The organism is Marininema mesophilum, from assembly GCF_900106775.1.
Classification (GTDB): Bacteria; Bacillota; Bacilli; order Thermoactinomycetales; family DSM-45169; genus Marininema; species Marininema mesophilum.
Genome location: NZ_FNNQ01000003.1, coordinates 199,076 through 213,115, shown reverse-complemented (window position 1 = coordinate 213,115; position 14,040 = coordinate 199,076). Strand labels below are relative to the sequence as shown.

The window sequence follows — 14,040 nt, the reverse complement described above, 5'->3', positions numbered from 1 at the left end:
GCTAATGAAATGAAGGATTAGGCATTTTCCTAGTAGTGTAACACCCCGTTGATTGACCGTCAATCATATTCCCTGGTTGATTAGCCAGCTTGCTATCCTATGTAACACCTGTCCCCGGTAAGAATATGCCTCCCGTTCTTCCAGGGACATCTGGGCAAAGGTACGGGTTTCACCATCTGGCACAAAGATTCGATTAAAAGGAAATCCCGGCTCATCCGGCATATTTTGGGGAACTTTTCCCAGGAGTCTACCTGGGGTCTTGGCAGAAAAAACTGCCCTTTCACCATCCCATATGACACCCATCGCCCCTTCAAACCAGGCTTGCCTACTCTCCCCTTCCAATAGTTTTAGTATTCCTTTATATCCAATGCGATCAAAGACCCGCTTGGTCAAAATTCCAGGAAAATGAGGATAGGCGGCAAAAAAGATTCCTGCATCATCCACCATCACTCGCTCATATCCTAGTTCACAGACTTGCTTTAACTTCTCCCACGCCACCGCCTCAATACTTCCCGTATCTGGTTCCATCAAGGTGAGCCTTAGCGGAGTGACCTCGATCCCATGGGGTTTTAGTACACGTTCTGCTTCTTTTAATTTATCGTCGTTGGTTGTAGCAAAGGGCAGGATCACTTCACTTCCCTCCATTTCTCTCGTTTCATTATACCCGGTGCATCTCTAGAATACGAAGATATCATTACTTGGTTTAATTCATTATCAACGAGTGAAAAAAAGAGAACATTATCAAAAAGGAGGTCATCCGACTTGCAATCCCTATTTACCATTGTCGGTATCGGCCTGGGGATCATAGGCTTAATTACCAGGATCCGTGGTAAGACCATGGGGTTAGAACTGATCGTTCTTGGCTTGCTATGTTTATTAATCGGATTTTTAGCTTAATCCCATGGCATAATCCCAGTTATATAAAGGATTTCAGGACTTTATTCCTCGGTACCACTCCGTTACGTATCCTCTCCTTTTCCAATTCATCTTTTATGCAAAAAGGCCGCAAACCCTTGTATTATAAGGGATTTTGGCCTTTTTCAAGCGAACACATGGGATCAGATCGTTCTCCTTCCCTTACAAAAAACAGCCCCTTTTATTCATGGGTATCCTGGTAACAAAGAACAAAAGTTGTGAGATCAGCTCCAGCAAACAGCCTTTGTAAGCTCTTACGAGCTGTTAGACATCGCAAATGAAATGACAGATTGGCCAGATCTTCAGTCAAGGATTCGGAAAGTGGCCGACGACTTATTGGAAAATCAGTAATCAAGTGGCCAGAGGGTCGCTTTTTTTGTATGAGTTTGTTTTGCATATTTACTCATTACAGGGTTGCAAATTGAAAAATTTACCACTTGCATAGTGCACACGGTAAATGTTATCTTTTTCTTTGTCAGTTTTTATCCCTTTATTTTATTGTGTACTCCAATGGGCCTTTTCAGGCCTCCTTTAATGGGCCTTATCAAGGCCTTCTTTTTTTGGATCAAAAGGGCAAATATACCTTTTATGGAACCTAACGCATATATTGCCTAGAAAACCATTACTTACAGATTGAAAATTATTCCGTAATCCATTAACTTTATTTTTGTAAGACAAGGAGTACAAAAATAAAAAAAGGGGAGAGAGAAAAAATGAATAACGTAAAAAGAAAAGTGTTTACTGGTGCGTTTGCTTTACTTCTTGCTGCTAGTGTGAGTGCCGGGGCGAGCTCTAAAGCCTTTGCTGCACAAAAAAGTGAGGAGAAGGCACCCAAAAAGTATATTCAAGGGTACTTAGTAAAAGACGGTAAGAAAACACCGGTATATAGTGATAGTAATAAACAAAAAAGTGATAGTAAAACACCTATGTCAGCTGAAGATGATAGTAGTCCGTATGCAGAAGCATACCCTAAGTTACCAGAAGATCCCTATGCTCCTGCACCGCAAACAGGAAATACGATAACTCAATCGGGGGATATAGGAGAGATCATATATTTTGAAGGTGAGAGATTTCTACCAGGTGATGCGGGAGAGGGAGGGAAAAAGGGTAAATTTTATTTAGAAAAAAAAACCGATGGACAAATAGAAATTGGAGCCTATGATCCTGAGACACTTAAAATATATCCTGATGATGCTGCTAATAGCGAAAGGGCTCAGAATGGCGAAGAATGGATGGTAGAACAATATGGACCAGATTATGCTTGGAGTAAAGCTTTTGATGGAACATCCAAGCTAAAAAGAGAGACACAATTTGAATTAATTAGAACAGGCACACCGGCTAAAACAGGAAATTGGGGATTTAATGAATCGGTTAAATCGGGAGTACAAACATGGCAAATACAAAGCTTTACATCAACAATTGGATCTAAAATAACTGCTGAAGCTGGACTTCAAATCGGAGATGGTAAAGCATTTAGTCTTGGAGGAAAAGTTACTACTGAAATGAGTGCATCTCTATCAGAGACCTTTCAAGAAAATATTGTAATCACGGATGAAAAAACCGTAGGGACAGATTTTTCTATTGGACCAGTTAATAATCCAGATTATAAATATGACGTCTTTAGAGGGGCAGCGTATCAGTTAACATCCAAGTATACCCTTGTACCTGGAGATGGGTTGAAAAAATTGATGGAAGAGGCTCCTGAATTAAAAGGATTGGCTTCTCCTTCATCTAAATATAACGAAGTAGAAATGTACTATCCCGTAACACCAGGCTCCCATCAATAATTTCGAAAAACAGGTAGCATGACTCTAACAGAAAGATCTTCTTTCCAGAAGCTTTTATTAGACCATCAACACCCCCCTTTTCTTTATTGAAAAGGGGGGTGTTCTTTTAAAATAGTGCCAAGCGATTTTAAATATGCGGTTAGGGTATTTAGATAGGGCTTTCAAACCATAAAAATAGAGTAGCGGGATCTAATCTCGCTACTCGGGAGATACGATTAACCGACCCTCTAGTCTAAGGTGTCGGTTAATCATTTCGAAAATATTTACAAACGGTGTTTTTTTCTTTGGGTATGGTGGCCTCTAGAAGTACAAGCGCTTCTTTATTACCTTCATGTTGTGGTTTTTAGTTACTTGGATCTTAAATAAGACTCCTTTAACAACTTTCTTCCCATGAACGGTTCCATCAAATTCTCCATACACCTCGTACTTTTTTCCAGGGGATAGTTTCAATTTTTTAGAGGCGAAATGAAAGTACTCATTACCTGTTAATTTTTTTGAGGTGTGACTATAAAGTGGCGGTAAGTTGTATGCTTTACCTACATTGATCGTCCATTTTCCTTTTGCTTTATAAGCTTTTTGCTTACCCGCTGCTTTTTGGACTTTTTTCAAAACGAGGTGGAATGTTTTTTTCCCTTTAGCTGTTCCATCGACCTGGTAAGTGGTTTTCCCTTTAGCTGTTTTGCCATCACTTCCACTTGCAAAGGCTGCTGGGGTGGCGAGGGTGAAAAAGAGCGCAAAGGCGGTCATAATGGGTAGAATACGTCGTGCGTGTTGCATGATTATCAATCACTCCTGATATTGTTTGGTATGCCTTCTTGTCAGAGTCTACTGATTGAATGAGTCACTTACTATGGATTTACCTTACATGAACCTTACATTTTTGTAAGATGGTAAAGTGACATTAATTAAGGAAAATATTTCATTTCAGACAAACAAAAACACGTATGGCAACGATTCGGCGGAGTCAAAGTCTCCAAATGCTTAGAAATGGCCCCAAAGTTTATTGGGCCTTAATAGGCCCTCTTTTTTTGAGTATAAGGGTAAATCTACCTTGTATGGAATCACATACACATACTCCCGTTTACTTTCATAACCATAACAAAGCCCCGCTACTATGATAGAAGAAGCCCTCTCTAAAAGGCATTTTTCATACGAATTCACACTTACATTGCTTTTCATCGAAAATAATGGCGAAATTGTGGTATCCTACGAGGAAGAACGCTTATACGGAAAGGACACACCCATGGTATACCCCTTTGTAAAAAACATGCTATTCAAGATGGATGCAGAACAAGCCCATGAATGGACCATTAAGAATCTTTTACGGGCACAACGCATACCCGGTGCTCTCTCTACATTAGAGGGCAAAATGGTGGTGCGAGATCCGCGTCTTACTGTCAAATTAGGTGGGCTCACTTTTTCCAACCCTGTCGGTTTAGCTGCTGGCTTTGATAAACATGCGCAGGTTTATCCAGCCCTAGCCGCCCTGGGCTTTGGCTTCGTTGAAGTGGGCACGCTCACTCCTCAGCCTCAGAGCGGAAATCCAAAGCCGCGACTCTTTAGACTCCCTGAGGACGAAGGCATCATCAACCGCATGGGCTTTAATAATGGTGGAATCTGTGAGGCAGCCAACCATTTTGCAGAGCTTCCTCGTCCGGCAATTCCAATCGGGATTAACCTCGGAAAAAATAAGGATACTCCCCAGGAAGATGCAGCCTCCGACTACCAAAAGGGGCTATCCAAACTCTACCGGCAAGGGGATTACTTCGTTATTAACATCAGCTCTCCCAACACGCCTAATCTTCGTGATCTCCAACAAGCGAGCTCCCTCCGCGGCTTACTTGAAGCAATCATGACAGAGCGGCATCAGTTACGAGAACAAACAGGAGAGATTCGCCCTATCTTCTTAAAACTAGCCCCGGATCTCACGAAGGAACAGCTGAAAGAGATCGTTCTAGTTGCAACAGAGCAGGAGATAGACGGCTTGATTGCTACTAATACTACCCTCTCACGTGAGGGCCTTAAAAGCTCGCATCATTCCGAAACAGGAGGACTCTCGGGCCGCCCCCTCGCTCAACTATCCACAGAGATTATCCACGACCTGCGCCGGATCAGCGAGGCAAGGCTCCCTATTATCGGAGTAGGGGGGATCTTTGATGGAAAAGATGCCTATGAAAAGATTCGTGCAGGCGCTTCCCTTGTACAAGTCTATACAGGAATGATTTACCGTGGTCCAGCCATCGCACGGGATATTAACAAAGAATTGATCCAGTATCTTGATAACGATGGTTTACAGTCGATTACTGAAGCTGTTGGATTAGATGACTGATCTAACTAAAACACCCGCTCATCCATAAATAGATGAGCGGGTGTTTTATTCCTTCATTGACGGAGTCAGTACCTCTTTGCCATACCAATCGAAGGAGCCGTATCACGAAAGCCAAACTTTTGGTACAACCTTTGTCCTGGTAGATCGCCAATCAGGCTCACATAAGCACTTTTGGGTGCATGGGTATCCAAATAATTGATTACCTCCGTCATCAGAGCACTAGCAATGCCCCTCCTCTGGTAATTCGGATCAACCGCCACATCTACAACCTCAAAATTAAGCCCACCATCTCCCACAATTCGCGCCATACCGATCAACTTATCTCCCTCTGTGTAGGCACATACAGCAAATAAACTGTTGGCCAAGCCAATCTCAGCTGCTGCCCATTCTTTTTCACTTAATCCAGCAACCTTACGTAGGTGAAGATAACCTTCTATTGGCGGTACTTCTTGTCGGATCTCCCATGGGTTCATCTCCGCATCTCCTTACCAATCCTTTTAATCTATATCGAGATGAGCACAGCATGTTTTATATGAACCAAGGACGGTCATCCAAGAAACCACACCCTAAAAGTCTGCTATTTACACTCCCGAATCACCTGTACGGGATTGCCTGCAGCAAACGCTCCCGCTGGAATATCGCAATTGACGAGGGACATCGCTCCGATCACAGCTCCATCACCAATACGTACACCAGGTAGAATCGTCGTATTAGCCCCTACCAATACGTTATCGCCAATTTCTACATCCCCGATGCGGTATTCTGACACCAGGTATTCATGGGTCAAGACCGTCGTATTATAGCCAATAATCGTATTTTCACCAATACGAATCCGCTCTGGATATAGCAAATCAACAACCACTAGAAAAGCAAGTGCCGTCTGTTCACCAATTTTCATCCCCAGCAGTCGTCGATACATCCAATTTTTCAATGGAAAGGAAGGAGTATACCGGGCAATCACAGCAACTAATGTATTTCGACACACTTTTGAGAAGGGGACAATCTTGTAAAGTTGCCAAAGGGAATTACTACCGGACACAGGATACCCTTCTGTTCTTCTCATCCTGCGTTACTCCCCTCTGCCTCTATACCAAGGATAGAGAATAACCCGATCATATCATCGATAATATGATCGGGTTGATAGGGGAGCAATGAATCCCTACCATGATGGGTCCAAGCCACACCTACTGCGACGGTTCCTGCCTTTTTCGCTGCTTGAAGATCATAGCGACTATCCCCTACCATCAGTGTGTGACCTGCCGAAACCCCTAGCTGTTCCAAAGCGAGCTGGATCGGTGCAGGATGGGGCTTTGCTTCTTCTGTATCCCCTAGACAAACGACAACTTCCATATAAGGGGCTAATCCGCATAATTGAAGACCCATATCCGCTGTACCCCGGTATTTATTGGTAACCACACCGAGACGAATCCCTTTTTCATGCAAGGTTTGTATCACTTTCAACACATCAGGAAATGCCCGGACCATCTGATCATGATGCGCGATATTATGCTCTCTGTAGGTGTCCACCATCTCCTGCGCTCGTTCTTTACCACCAAAGCGGGCCATCTGTTCAAACAATGGCTCTCCCATAAAAGCCAATACTTCTTCATCGCTAACCTGCCCTGGGCAATAGAGATCCAATGTGTGACGAAACGATGAGAGAATCAAGGGAGTCGTATCTAACAATGTACCATCCAAATCAAAGAGAACTGCCTCATATCCCTTTACTTTCATCCCACTACCTTCTCTTCCTTCGACAGATACGGATCACGATCTTTTCCTCGTGATCGACGAACAATAATTAACGCCAAACCAGCCACAACCAGTCCAATGCTCATCAGCTGAGCGACGCGGATGTTCCCTGAAGCCATCACTCCTGGTTCAAAGAGAAGCTTCATTGGGGACCATAATCCATTTATCAGGGAAGCCAACCAACTCGGCCCCTCGAAGGTAAGACTGTCGGTGCGAAGCCCTTCAATAAAGAACCGTCCCATGGAATACCACATCAAATAACTGAAGAAAATTTCCCCACGACGTGGATTCAATCGGCGCAATCCCAGTAATAATAGGAAGCCCACAATGTTCCATAGGGACTCATAAAGAAACGTAGGATGATAATAGGCACCCTGGATCTGCATCTGTCCAATCAACCAGTTGGGTAGGTGAAGGTTTTCAAGAAAGGTACGGCTCACTTCGCCACCATGAGCCTCCTGATTCATAAAGTTCCCCCAGCGGCCAATCGCTTGTCCCAAAATGATACTTGGAGCAACGATATCCGCCAGTTTTAAGAACGGCATCCCCTTCCTCTTCACAAAAAACACACCCGATATCACAGCGCCTATTAATCCACCATGGATGGCTAGTCCACCCTTCCAGACAGCAATGATATCCCCAGGGTTTTGCAAATAATAATCCCACTCAAATAGCACATAGTAGAGCCTTGCCCCTACAATGGCAGCTGGAATTACCCAAATCATCATATCGAGAAACAATTCATCCTCTAATCCATGCCGTCGACCTTCCCTCATGGCAATCCACAGCCCTAACAAAGCAGCAGTACCCATGATGATGCCATACCAATGAACCTGAATCGGTCCTAGGGAAACGGCTACAGGATTAATCGCCTGTGCCAGGTTCATAACCAATAGTATCCTCCTTTTCACTCACCCGCTCTTAAGAGTCTTTCTCCATTCTAACCTACTTCCCCACCGATTGAAACGCAAGCGACGAGAGTAGCGGATGAGAAGATATAACTGTTCAGTATGAGTGCTGTTTATTATGATTCTCCATAGGGAATCAAAAAAGCCTTTCTACGGAGAAAGGCTAGTCTTGACCACTTTTAATCCAAATCATCTGGATCTAGCAAACTCTGATTTAACTTTTGGGCAAAGGTTTGGGCGGCATGATAACCCATTCGTTTTAGGCGGAAATTCATCACTGCCACTTCAATAATGACGGATAAATTTCGTCCTGGACGGACAGGGACGGTTAGAAGAGGAATTTCTGTATCAATAATCTTCATCTTTTCTTCATCTAGACCCAGTCGATCATACTGCCGATCCTCTTTCCAAGCCTCAAGATGACAAACCATGGATATCCTTTTGTACTGCCTTACAGCTCCGGCGCCGAAAAGAGTCATCACATTGATAATACCTAGACCCCGGATTTCGAGAAGATACCGAATCAACTCGGGGGCATGTCCTACGAGAGATCCTGCCTCCGATTGATGAATCTCTACCGCATCATCTGCCACCAACCGGTGACCTAGCTTGACCAACTCCAGAGCAGTCTCACTTTTACCAATCCCACTACAGCCGGTAATCAAGACTCCTACACCGTAGATATCGAGTAAGACTCCATGTAGTACCGTAGTAGGTGCCAATCGCTTTTCTAGATAGCTGGTCACCTTGGAGGTAAACCGAGTCGTCGCACTGGCCGTACGTAGCACAGGAATACCCTTCGCCTCGGTAGCAATCAGAAGCTCCTCGGGCGCCTCCTGTCCTCGGGTGATACAAAAGCAAGGTATATCCTCTGAACAAAGTTGCTCTATACGTTCCCTACGTAGATTTTTAGGGAGCCCCGAAATGAAAGTTAGTTCCGTACGCCCTAGCATCTGTAACCGCTCTCCCGGGTAGTAGGTAAAAAAACCAGCCAATTCTAAACCCGGCCGGTATAGATCACTTGTGATCAATTGCCGATCCAACCCATCCTCACCCCTGAGGATTTCTAAGTCGAACTGATCCACAATTTCTTGGACAGTCACTCTTTTACCCATCACCCACACTTCCCTCACACCAAAGTAAAAACTCATCGCCATCCTAGTTGCTTCATTTGTCGTTTAGAATACCGCTTCTTCTGTCGCCTTGTCAAAAATATGTGCTTGATTTATATCAAGTGCGAGGGTAATCTCGTCTCCTACCTCAAAAGAGGGTTGATGACGAACACGTGCGGTGATCCATTTATCTGCGATGCCTGATAAATACAACACCATCTCAGAACCCATATTCTCCGCTACTTCCACACACCCTCTAACCTGGTGAGCATGATGTAATTCCAATAACAGAGGATCGTCTTGAATATCCTCAGGACGGATTCCAAAGATCACCTCATGCCCAATATAACCTTGCTCACGCAGGTAGTCGCCCTGGACTGTAGAAAGTTTCACATGAAGACCGTTTCCCTGAAAAATAATGGCATGATCCGATTCCATCAACAGGCCCTCAGCAAAGTTCATCGAGGGTGATCCGATAAACCCTGCAACAAATAGATTGGCGGGATGCTGATAAATTTCTGCTGGGGTAGCCACTTGCTGGATCACTCCCTCCCTCATCACCACGATCCGATCTGCCATGGTCATCGCTTCGGTCTGATCATGGGTGACATAGATCATGGTGGTTTTGAGCCGTTGATGAAGCTGGATAATCTCCGTACGCATCTTTACCCGCAGCTGAGCGTCCAGATTGGACAGCGGTTCGTCCATCAAAAAAACACGTGGCTCACAGATAATGGCCCTTCCAAGGGCTACCCGCTGTCGTTCCCCCCCTGATAAAGATTCCGGTTTACGATCTAATAGATACTCAAGGCCCATCAGTTTGGCTACTTCTCTCACCCGGCAATCCATCGTATGCTTATCGCATTTCTTCATTTTCAAGGCAAAAGCGATGTTGTCGTAAACATTCAAATGAGGGTATAGGGCATATCCCTGAAAAACCATTGCAATATCCCGATCCTTCGCAGGCACATCATTCACTACCTCGTCCCCAATGATAACTTCCCCAGATGAAATCGTTTCAAGACCAACAATCATGCGCAACATCGTCGATTTACCACAACCCGAGGGACCCACTAGAACGAGAAACTCCTGGTCACGAATATGAAGATGAAAATCAGAGACCGCAGTGATCTCATCTTCATAACGTTTCGATATATGATTCAACGTCATTTGCGCCATGGTTGCGAAACCCCTTTCCGCCCCTAGTGTCATTGTAACGAAAAGGGGTTTTAACAGCAGCCAACTAGCCCGTCTCCAATTTAGCAGCGCGCAAAATTCCCCTCCGATAACCTTCAGGTAAGTCCTTTCGGTCCAGTTCACCAAGGGATATCAACGAATATTCCTGATGCTCATCACTCACTCGTAACAAGGATAAATCAAAGCATTTACAATGATAGGTAACGATAAATACCTCTCTACCAGGTAACCCTTCAAAAACCCAAGCATCCACAGGCGGGGTGGATATCACACAGGACAACTGTGTTTCCCCATGTATTTTCCGAAGCAGGCATTTCTCTGGACTCTCCCCTATTTCTAATCTTCCTCCAGGAAGCTCTAATTCCCCGCGTTCATTCCTTAATAATAGCACCTTCCCACCAACAAGAAGTACACCCTTTACCAATATAGGCCATGGGACACTCACTCCCATCATCCTTCCTTTTGATGGTTTGGTATTTATTGCTGTTAAGTAGTTACCTTATTTGTAACACAAAGACCGCACCATTTGGTACGGTCTTTTATAGTTCTTTTTAGTTGCGCAATCCACGCCATATGCCATTAAGTAACCAGGAAACGATACTAATCACAATGGAACCAAGTAGTGCCGCCCAGAAAGTATACACTTCGAATCCTGGAATAAACATACTCGTCAACTTGAATAACACGGCATTTAGAATAAAAATAAATAATCCTAACGTAAAAAAAGAGATTGGCAGTGTTAGAAAAACGAGAATCGGCCGGATAAACGTATTCACAAATCCGAGTACCAAGGCCACCAACAGAGCAGTTAAAAAGCCTTGCACATAAATTCCTGGGATTACGTTTGCCACAATGACTACAGCTAGACCGTTTAATAATAATTTAACGATCCACCCCATCAAATCACCCTTTCTCTTACTTACCTCTCTATATTACCCGCTTTAAATACCTTTCATGTCTTTCCTTTTCTCTTTTCCATCATATACTATCCACAGACATACCCCTCTTTAGCATTGGCTAGTTCACCATCCATATAAAGGGTTATTTAGTAGATATCACCGCAAACTACTCCATCCCACATAACAGATACACGATAGAACACCCATCTGCACCTTATCATTACAAATATCCACAAAGACATTTACAATACATCAAATTCTCTCGTATGAGATACCATAGGTGAACCCCATACTAATTCTAAAGGAGAGTGAGCGGGATGCAGATTGGGATGATTGGCTTAGGTAAGATGGGAGCAAGCCTTGCTCTAAATTTATTGGACCATGGCCATCAAGTAAGTGCGTATGATATCAACGTCTCCGCAATAAACATGGTGAGTAAATCCGGGGCCACACCTACAACCTCCATCGAAGAATTAGTCGCCTCTCTTCATCCTCCTCGTATCATATGGACCATGGTTCCCGCAGGGGATCTTACTGAGAAAGTCATCCATACTCTCCTCTCTTTATTAGAGCCGGGAGATATTATTATAGACGGAGGTAATTCCCATTATCGTGAATCAATCGATCGGGGAAAGCGTCTATCAGAAGGTGGCATTCATTTTATGGATGTCGGTACCTCCGGTGGTGTCTCAGGCGCACGCAAGGGAGCTTGTTTTATGGTTGGCGGTGATGCAGCCACCTTCCGACGCCTTGAACCTCTCTTTCAAGATCTCGCAGTTATTGACGGTTATTACTATGCAGGGGAAAGTGGTAGCGGACATTTTCTTAAAATGATCCACAATGGCATCGAATATGGGATGATGCAAGCGATTGCGGAGGGATTTGAAATACTCGATAAGAGTGAATTCTCCTTTGACTACGAACAAGTGGCCCGAGTCTGGTCCAATGGATCGGTCATTCGTAGCTGGTTAATGGAGTTGACAACCTCCGCATTTTCCAAGGACCCCAAACTTGCAGATATCCGTGGAGTGATGCAATCCTCTGGAGAAGGATTGTGGACAACTCTGGCAGCCCTCGACGTGAAAGCAGTCACTCCCATCATCACCCTCTCTCTTATGATGCGTTATCGCTCCCTCGAGGGAGATACCTTTCAAGGAAAAGTCGTTGCCGCTTTACGAAATGAATTTGGCGGCCATTCTGTACAAAAAAATGAATAAAGGAGGGGACTTGATGGCTGAACGAACAATTTTCGCCTTTTTCCGTACTGAACAACGAGCCATTGAAGCTGTACATAAATTAAAGGAGCATGGTTTTGACGAGGTGACCCTTTCTCGTTTTAACCCAGATCTTACCGCTGAAATAGGTAGCCTTGCTTTCACCGTTGCAGATCCTCTTATCGGACCTTCCTTGCAGATGGGATCTACCACTGATAGTAGTTACGATGCCAATATACTCCGTTCTACCGATACCAAGGCGAACGGTATGTCGGATGGTTGTGCTGAGTGGGGGGCAGAAGACCTTTCTCTAACCGTGATTGTAGATGAAACACGGGCAGAGGAGGCTGAACAATTATTAGAAGGAATGGGTGGTCGATTATAACAGATCGGCTGGAGCGATCTCAGTCAATTGAAACTTTCGTATCTCCATGAACTGAGCATCCTCTGGTGGGCTGTATTCGTCATTTTCTAAGGTAGATTCATTAGCAGGGACTGAGTGGCATAGGTCACCCCTTACAAAAAACACCCCGTTACAGGGGTGTTGAACTCGACCTCTCGACCTAAATATTTTTCTAAAGTTTTGCAGCCAAGATATCTATATTTTCAGTCGTAGGAGGTTCAGATAAAAGATCCGGGGCATGGGCAAGAAAAGCTTTAGAAACTTTACCAGATAAATGTGCTTCCCGGCCGGATTCACTGGGGAATGCATCAAATAATCCATATGTGGATAGTCCTAAGCGAAAGAAAAACCATGCTGCTGTCTCTGTCTCTTCTTCAATTAATGAATGTGCACCCAGTAGAAATTTCTCCAATTCTTCTTTTCCCGGTTTTGCTTCGAGGCGCAAGAATAGTCCAACCTTAACCACGGTATCTCTCCTCTTAACAAATATATAATACTTAGAGAAGTATAATTATTAATTTTTAATGTGTCATTAATATTTACTTATTTATCATCGAATAAAGTCCGATTCCTATAGTTAATATTATAATAAATACTAAAGAAGGTAAACCTCCTTAATCCTAGGAGAAAATATCAGTGCGACCATCATTCACTTTCAAAAAGGATTACTTGTAAAGGGATACTGACTTTGATGAAATAGAGATCGTGAATAACCGATCCAATTTATTGTCGTAAATAAATTCCTGGATAAGAAAGTGCCAACTCTCTAATCCAGGAAACATACTCGTTAATAATTAATAAAAGCCCCCTACCTTTATAGAAAGGGGGCTACCAGTATGGATAAGTACATCTACAGGAATTAACTATTCATAAGTAGAGGCGTCTTCCATTTCCTCAACGTTTAGCCTCGTTCATGATTTGAATCAACTCCGCCTCAACCTCTTCTGCGATCTGACGCAAATCATCATCTTCCGTCATCCCTAGCAAAACCGTTGGCCGTGTTAATCCAATGTGGGTCTTTAATGTTTCTTCACTTCGATAAACAACCATTTTACAAGGCAAAAAATGACCACCCTTTTGATTACGGCTGAGCACTTTTTTAGCCACATCGGGATTACACACTTCAAGAATTCGAAAATCTTGCTTCAAGGCAATGCCATACTCCATCAACTTTGTTGGGATATCCAATTTCCATAGCACACTAAAATCATGATTGGAAAGGGCCTGTTCCAATGAACGGATCGCATCATCGACATAATCAGCAGTTTCTATCGTATATTCGTACATTGCCAGCTCTCCTTTTATGCTATTCAGAATGGCCTATCATCATTTCAACCTATGATCAATCCTCTTCTCCTATACTGCCAAGTCAACAACCTAAACCATCAATCAACAGGTTCGTCACAACCCATATATATCGTTAGTTAGGTCCATACCCGTCCCATTTATAGATAAAGGTGCAAACAAGGGGTAACAGGCAAGAAAAAAGAACCCTTTATACCCAAAACCATTTTTCTCCTAAGA

17 protein-coding genes are annotated in these 14,040 nt (G+C 43.7%); 5 read left to right on the top strand and 12 right to left on the bottom strand.

Translation table 11 applies throughout. The features are described 5' to 3' along the window. Nucleotides 1-63 precede the first annotated feature (63 nt). The gene (locus BLV90_RS04515; protein WP_177167893.1) at nucleotides 64-630 is read right to left on the bottom strand and encodes a non-canonical purine NTP pyrophosphatase; all 567 of its coding nucleotides are present in this window, start codon (nucleotides 628-630) and stop codon (nucleotides 64-66) included. 132 nt (nucleotides 631-762) lie between these two features. Here BLV90_RS04515 and BLV90_RS16645 point away from each other — a divergent pair, with 132 nt between their 5' ends. Beyond that, nucleotides 763-897, top strand: a complete 135-nt coding sequence (locus tag BLV90_RS16645) for a hypothetical protein (protein WP_281241999.1) — start codon at nucleotides 763-765, stop codon at nucleotides 895-897. Nucleotides 898-1,628: 731 nt separating this feature from the next. After that, nucleotides 1,629-2,702, top strand: coding sequence for a hypothetical protein (locus BLV90_RS04510; protein WP_091736820.1), 1,074 nt, complete (start codon nucleotides 1,629-1,631; stop codon nucleotides 2,700-2,702). Nucleotides 2,703-3,002: 300 nt separating this feature from the next. Here the strand turns inward: BLV90_RS04510 and BLV90_RS04505 are convergent, their stop codons facing one another. Further along, on the bottom strand, nucleotides 3,003-3,479 hold the full coding sequence (locus BLV90_RS04505; RefSeq protein ID WP_091736818.1) for a hypothetical protein: 477 nt from the start codon (nucleotides 3,477-3,479) through the stop codon (nucleotides 3,003-3,005). Between the two features lie 466 nt (nucleotides 3,480-3,945). Between BLV90_RS04505 and BLV90_RS04500 the strand changes: the two genes are divergently transcribed. Further along, nucleotides 3,946-5,031, top strand: coding sequence for a quinone-dependent dihydroorotate dehydrogenase (locus BLV90_RS04500; RefSeq protein WP_091737058.1), 1,086 nt, complete (start codon nucleotides 3,946-3,948; stop codon nucleotides 5,029-5,031). 65 nt (nucleotides 5,032-5,096) lie between these two features. Here the strand turns inward: BLV90_RS04500 and BLV90_RS04495 are convergent, their stop codons facing one another. The 8 genes from BLV90_RS04495 to BLV90_RS04460 form a co-directional block, all read right to left on the bottom strand. Beyond that, on the bottom strand, nucleotides 5,097-5,504 hold the full coding sequence (locus BLV90_RS04495; protein ID WP_091736815.1) for a GNAT family N-acetyltransferase: 408 nt from the start codon (nucleotides 5,502-5,504) through the stop codon (nucleotides 5,097-5,099). A gap of 104 nt (nucleotides 5,505-5,608) precedes the next feature. Beyond that, entirely contained in the window at nucleotides 5,609-6,094 is a 486-nt protein-coding gene (locus BLV90_RS04490; RefSeq protein ID WP_091736813.1) for an acyltransferase, read from the bottom strand. After that, complete coding sequence (gene ppaX, locus BLV90_RS04485; protein ID WP_091736811.1) at nucleotides 6,091-6,765, bottom strand: pyrophosphatase PpaX; 675 nt, start codon at nucleotides 6,763-6,765, stop codon at nucleotides 6,091-6,093. Before ppaX ends, BLV90_RS04490 begins: the two co-directional genes overlap by 4 nt. Further along, nucleotides 6,762-7,670 carry a prolipoprotein diacylglyceryl transferase gene (gene lgt, locus BLV90_RS04480; protein ID WP_091736809.1) on the bottom strand — a complete coding sequence of 303 codons (909 nt, stop codon included), beginning with the start codon at nucleotides 7,668-7,670 and terminating at the stop codon, nucleotides 6,762-6,764. The genes ppaX and lgt overlap by 4 nt, the downstream gene beginning before the upstream one ends. Nucleotides 7,671-7,870: 200 nt before the next feature. Beyond that, entirely contained in the window at nucleotides 7,871-8,806 is a 936-nt protein-coding gene (gene hprK / locus BLV90_RS04475; RefSeq protein WP_091737055.1) for an HPr(Ser) kinase/phosphatase, read from the bottom strand. A gap of 63 nt (nucleotides 8,807-8,869) precedes the next feature. Then, on the bottom strand, nucleotides 8,870-9,982 hold the full coding sequence (locus BLV90_RS04470) for an ABC transporter ATP-binding protein (RefSeq protein ID WP_091736807.1): 1,113 nt from the start codon (nucleotides 9,980-9,982) through the stop codon (nucleotides 8,870-8,872). Between the two features lie 64 nt (nucleotides 9,983-10,046). Next, nucleotides 10,047-10,445 (bottom strand): NUDIX domain-containing protein, encoded by a 399-nt coding sequence (locus BLV90_RS04465; protein WP_091737052.1) that lies wholly within the window; start codon nucleotides 10,443-10,445, stop codon nucleotides 10,047-10,049. A 106-nt stretch (nucleotides 10,446-10,551) separates the two neighbouring features. Then, nucleotides 10,552-10,899: a phage holin family protein gene (locus BLV90_RS04460; RefSeq protein WP_091736805.1), complete on the bottom strand. Its 348-nt coding sequence runs from the start codon at nucleotides 10,897-10,899 to the stop codon at nucleotides 10,552-10,554. Nucleotides 10,900-11,216: 317 nt separating this feature from the next. Here BLV90_RS04460 and gnd point away from each other — a divergent pair, with 317 nt between their 5' ends. Continuing rightward, entirely contained in the window at nucleotides 11,217-12,116 is a 900-nt protein-coding gene (gene gnd / locus BLV90_RS04455) for a phosphogluconate dehydrogenase (NAD(+)-dependent, decarboxylating) (RefSeq protein ID WP_091736803.1), read from the top strand. A 13-nt stretch (nucleotides 12,117-12,129) separates the two neighbouring features. After that, nucleotides 12,130-12,498: a hypothetical protein gene (locus tag BLV90_RS04450; RefSeq protein WP_091736801.1), complete on the top strand. Its 369-nt coding sequence runs from the start codon at nucleotides 12,130-12,132 to the stop codon at nucleotides 12,496-12,498. 190 nt (nucleotides 12,499-12,688) lie between these two features. Here BLV90_RS04450 and BLV90_RS04445 read toward each other — a convergent pair whose 3' ends face one another. Together BLV90_RS04445 and BLV90_RS04440 are read right to left on the bottom strand one after the other, a co-directional pair. Then, nucleotides 12,689-12,982, bottom strand: a complete 294-nt coding sequence (locus tag BLV90_RS04445; RefSeq protein ID WP_091736800.1) for a putative quinol monooxygenase — start codon at nucleotides 12,980-12,982, stop codon at nucleotides 12,689-12,691. 428 nt (nucleotides 12,983-13,410) lie between these two features. Continuing rightward, complete coding sequence (locus BLV90_RS04440; protein ID WP_091736798.1) at nucleotides 13,411-13,803, bottom strand: DUF302 domain-containing protein; 393 nt, start codon at nucleotides 13,801-13,803, stop codon at nucleotides 13,411-13,413. Between the last annotated feature and the right edge of the window lie 237 nt (nucleotides 13,804-14,040).

Bases quoted from the DNA above. Each gene is read 5' to 3' on its own strand.
- BLV90_RS04505 (WP_091736818.1), bottom strand. From the start codon at position 3,479: ATGCAACACGCACGACGTATTCTACCCATTATGACCGCCTTTGCGCTC.
- gnd (WP_091736803.1), top strand. From the start codon at position 11,217: ATGCAGATTGGGATGATTGGCTTAGGTAAGATGGGAGCAAGCCTTGCT.
- BLV90_RS04450 (WP_091736801.1), top strand. From the start codon at position 12,130: ATGGCTGAACGAACAATTTTCGCCTTTTTCCGTACTGAACAACGAGCC.
- hprK (WP_091737055.1), bottom strand. From the start codon at position 8,806: ATGGGTAAAAGAGTGACTGTCCAAGAAATTGTGGATCAGTTCGACTTA.
- BLV90_RS04470 (WP_091736807.1), bottom strand. From the start codon at position 9,982: ATGGCGCAAATGACGTTGAATCATATATCGAAACGTTATGAAGATGAG.
- BLV90_RS04490 (WP_091736813.1), bottom strand. From the start codon at position 6,094: ATGAGAAGAACAGAAGGGTATCCTGTGTCCGGTAGTAATTCCCTTTGG.
- BLV90_RS04510 (WP_091736820.1), top strand. From the start codon at position 1,629: ATGAATAACGTAAAAAGAAAAGTGTTTACTGGTGCGTTTGCTTTACTT.
- BLV90_RS04460 (WP_091736805.1), bottom strand. From the start codon at position 10,899: ATGGGGTGGATCGTTAAATTATTATTAAACGGTCTAGCTGTAGTCATT.
- ppaX (WP_091736811.1), bottom strand. From the start codon at position 6,765: ATGAAAGTAAAGGGATATGAGGCAGTTCTCTTTGATTTGGATGGTACA.
- BLV90_RS04440 (WP_091736798.1), bottom strand. From the start codon at position 13,803: ATGTACGAATATACGATAGAAACTGCTGATTATGTCGATGATGCGATC.
- BLV90_RS04495 (WP_091736815.1), bottom strand. From the start codon at position 5,504: ATGAACCCATGGGAGATCCGACAAGAAGTACCGCCAATAGAAGGTTAT.
- BLV90_RS04500 (WP_091737058.1), top strand. From the start codon at position 3,946: ATGGTATACCCCTTTGTAAAAAACATGCTATTCAAGATGGATGCAGAA.
- lgt (WP_091736809.1), bottom strand. From the start codon at position 7,670: ATGAACCTGGCACAGGCGATTAATCCTGTAGCCGTTTCCCTAGGACCG.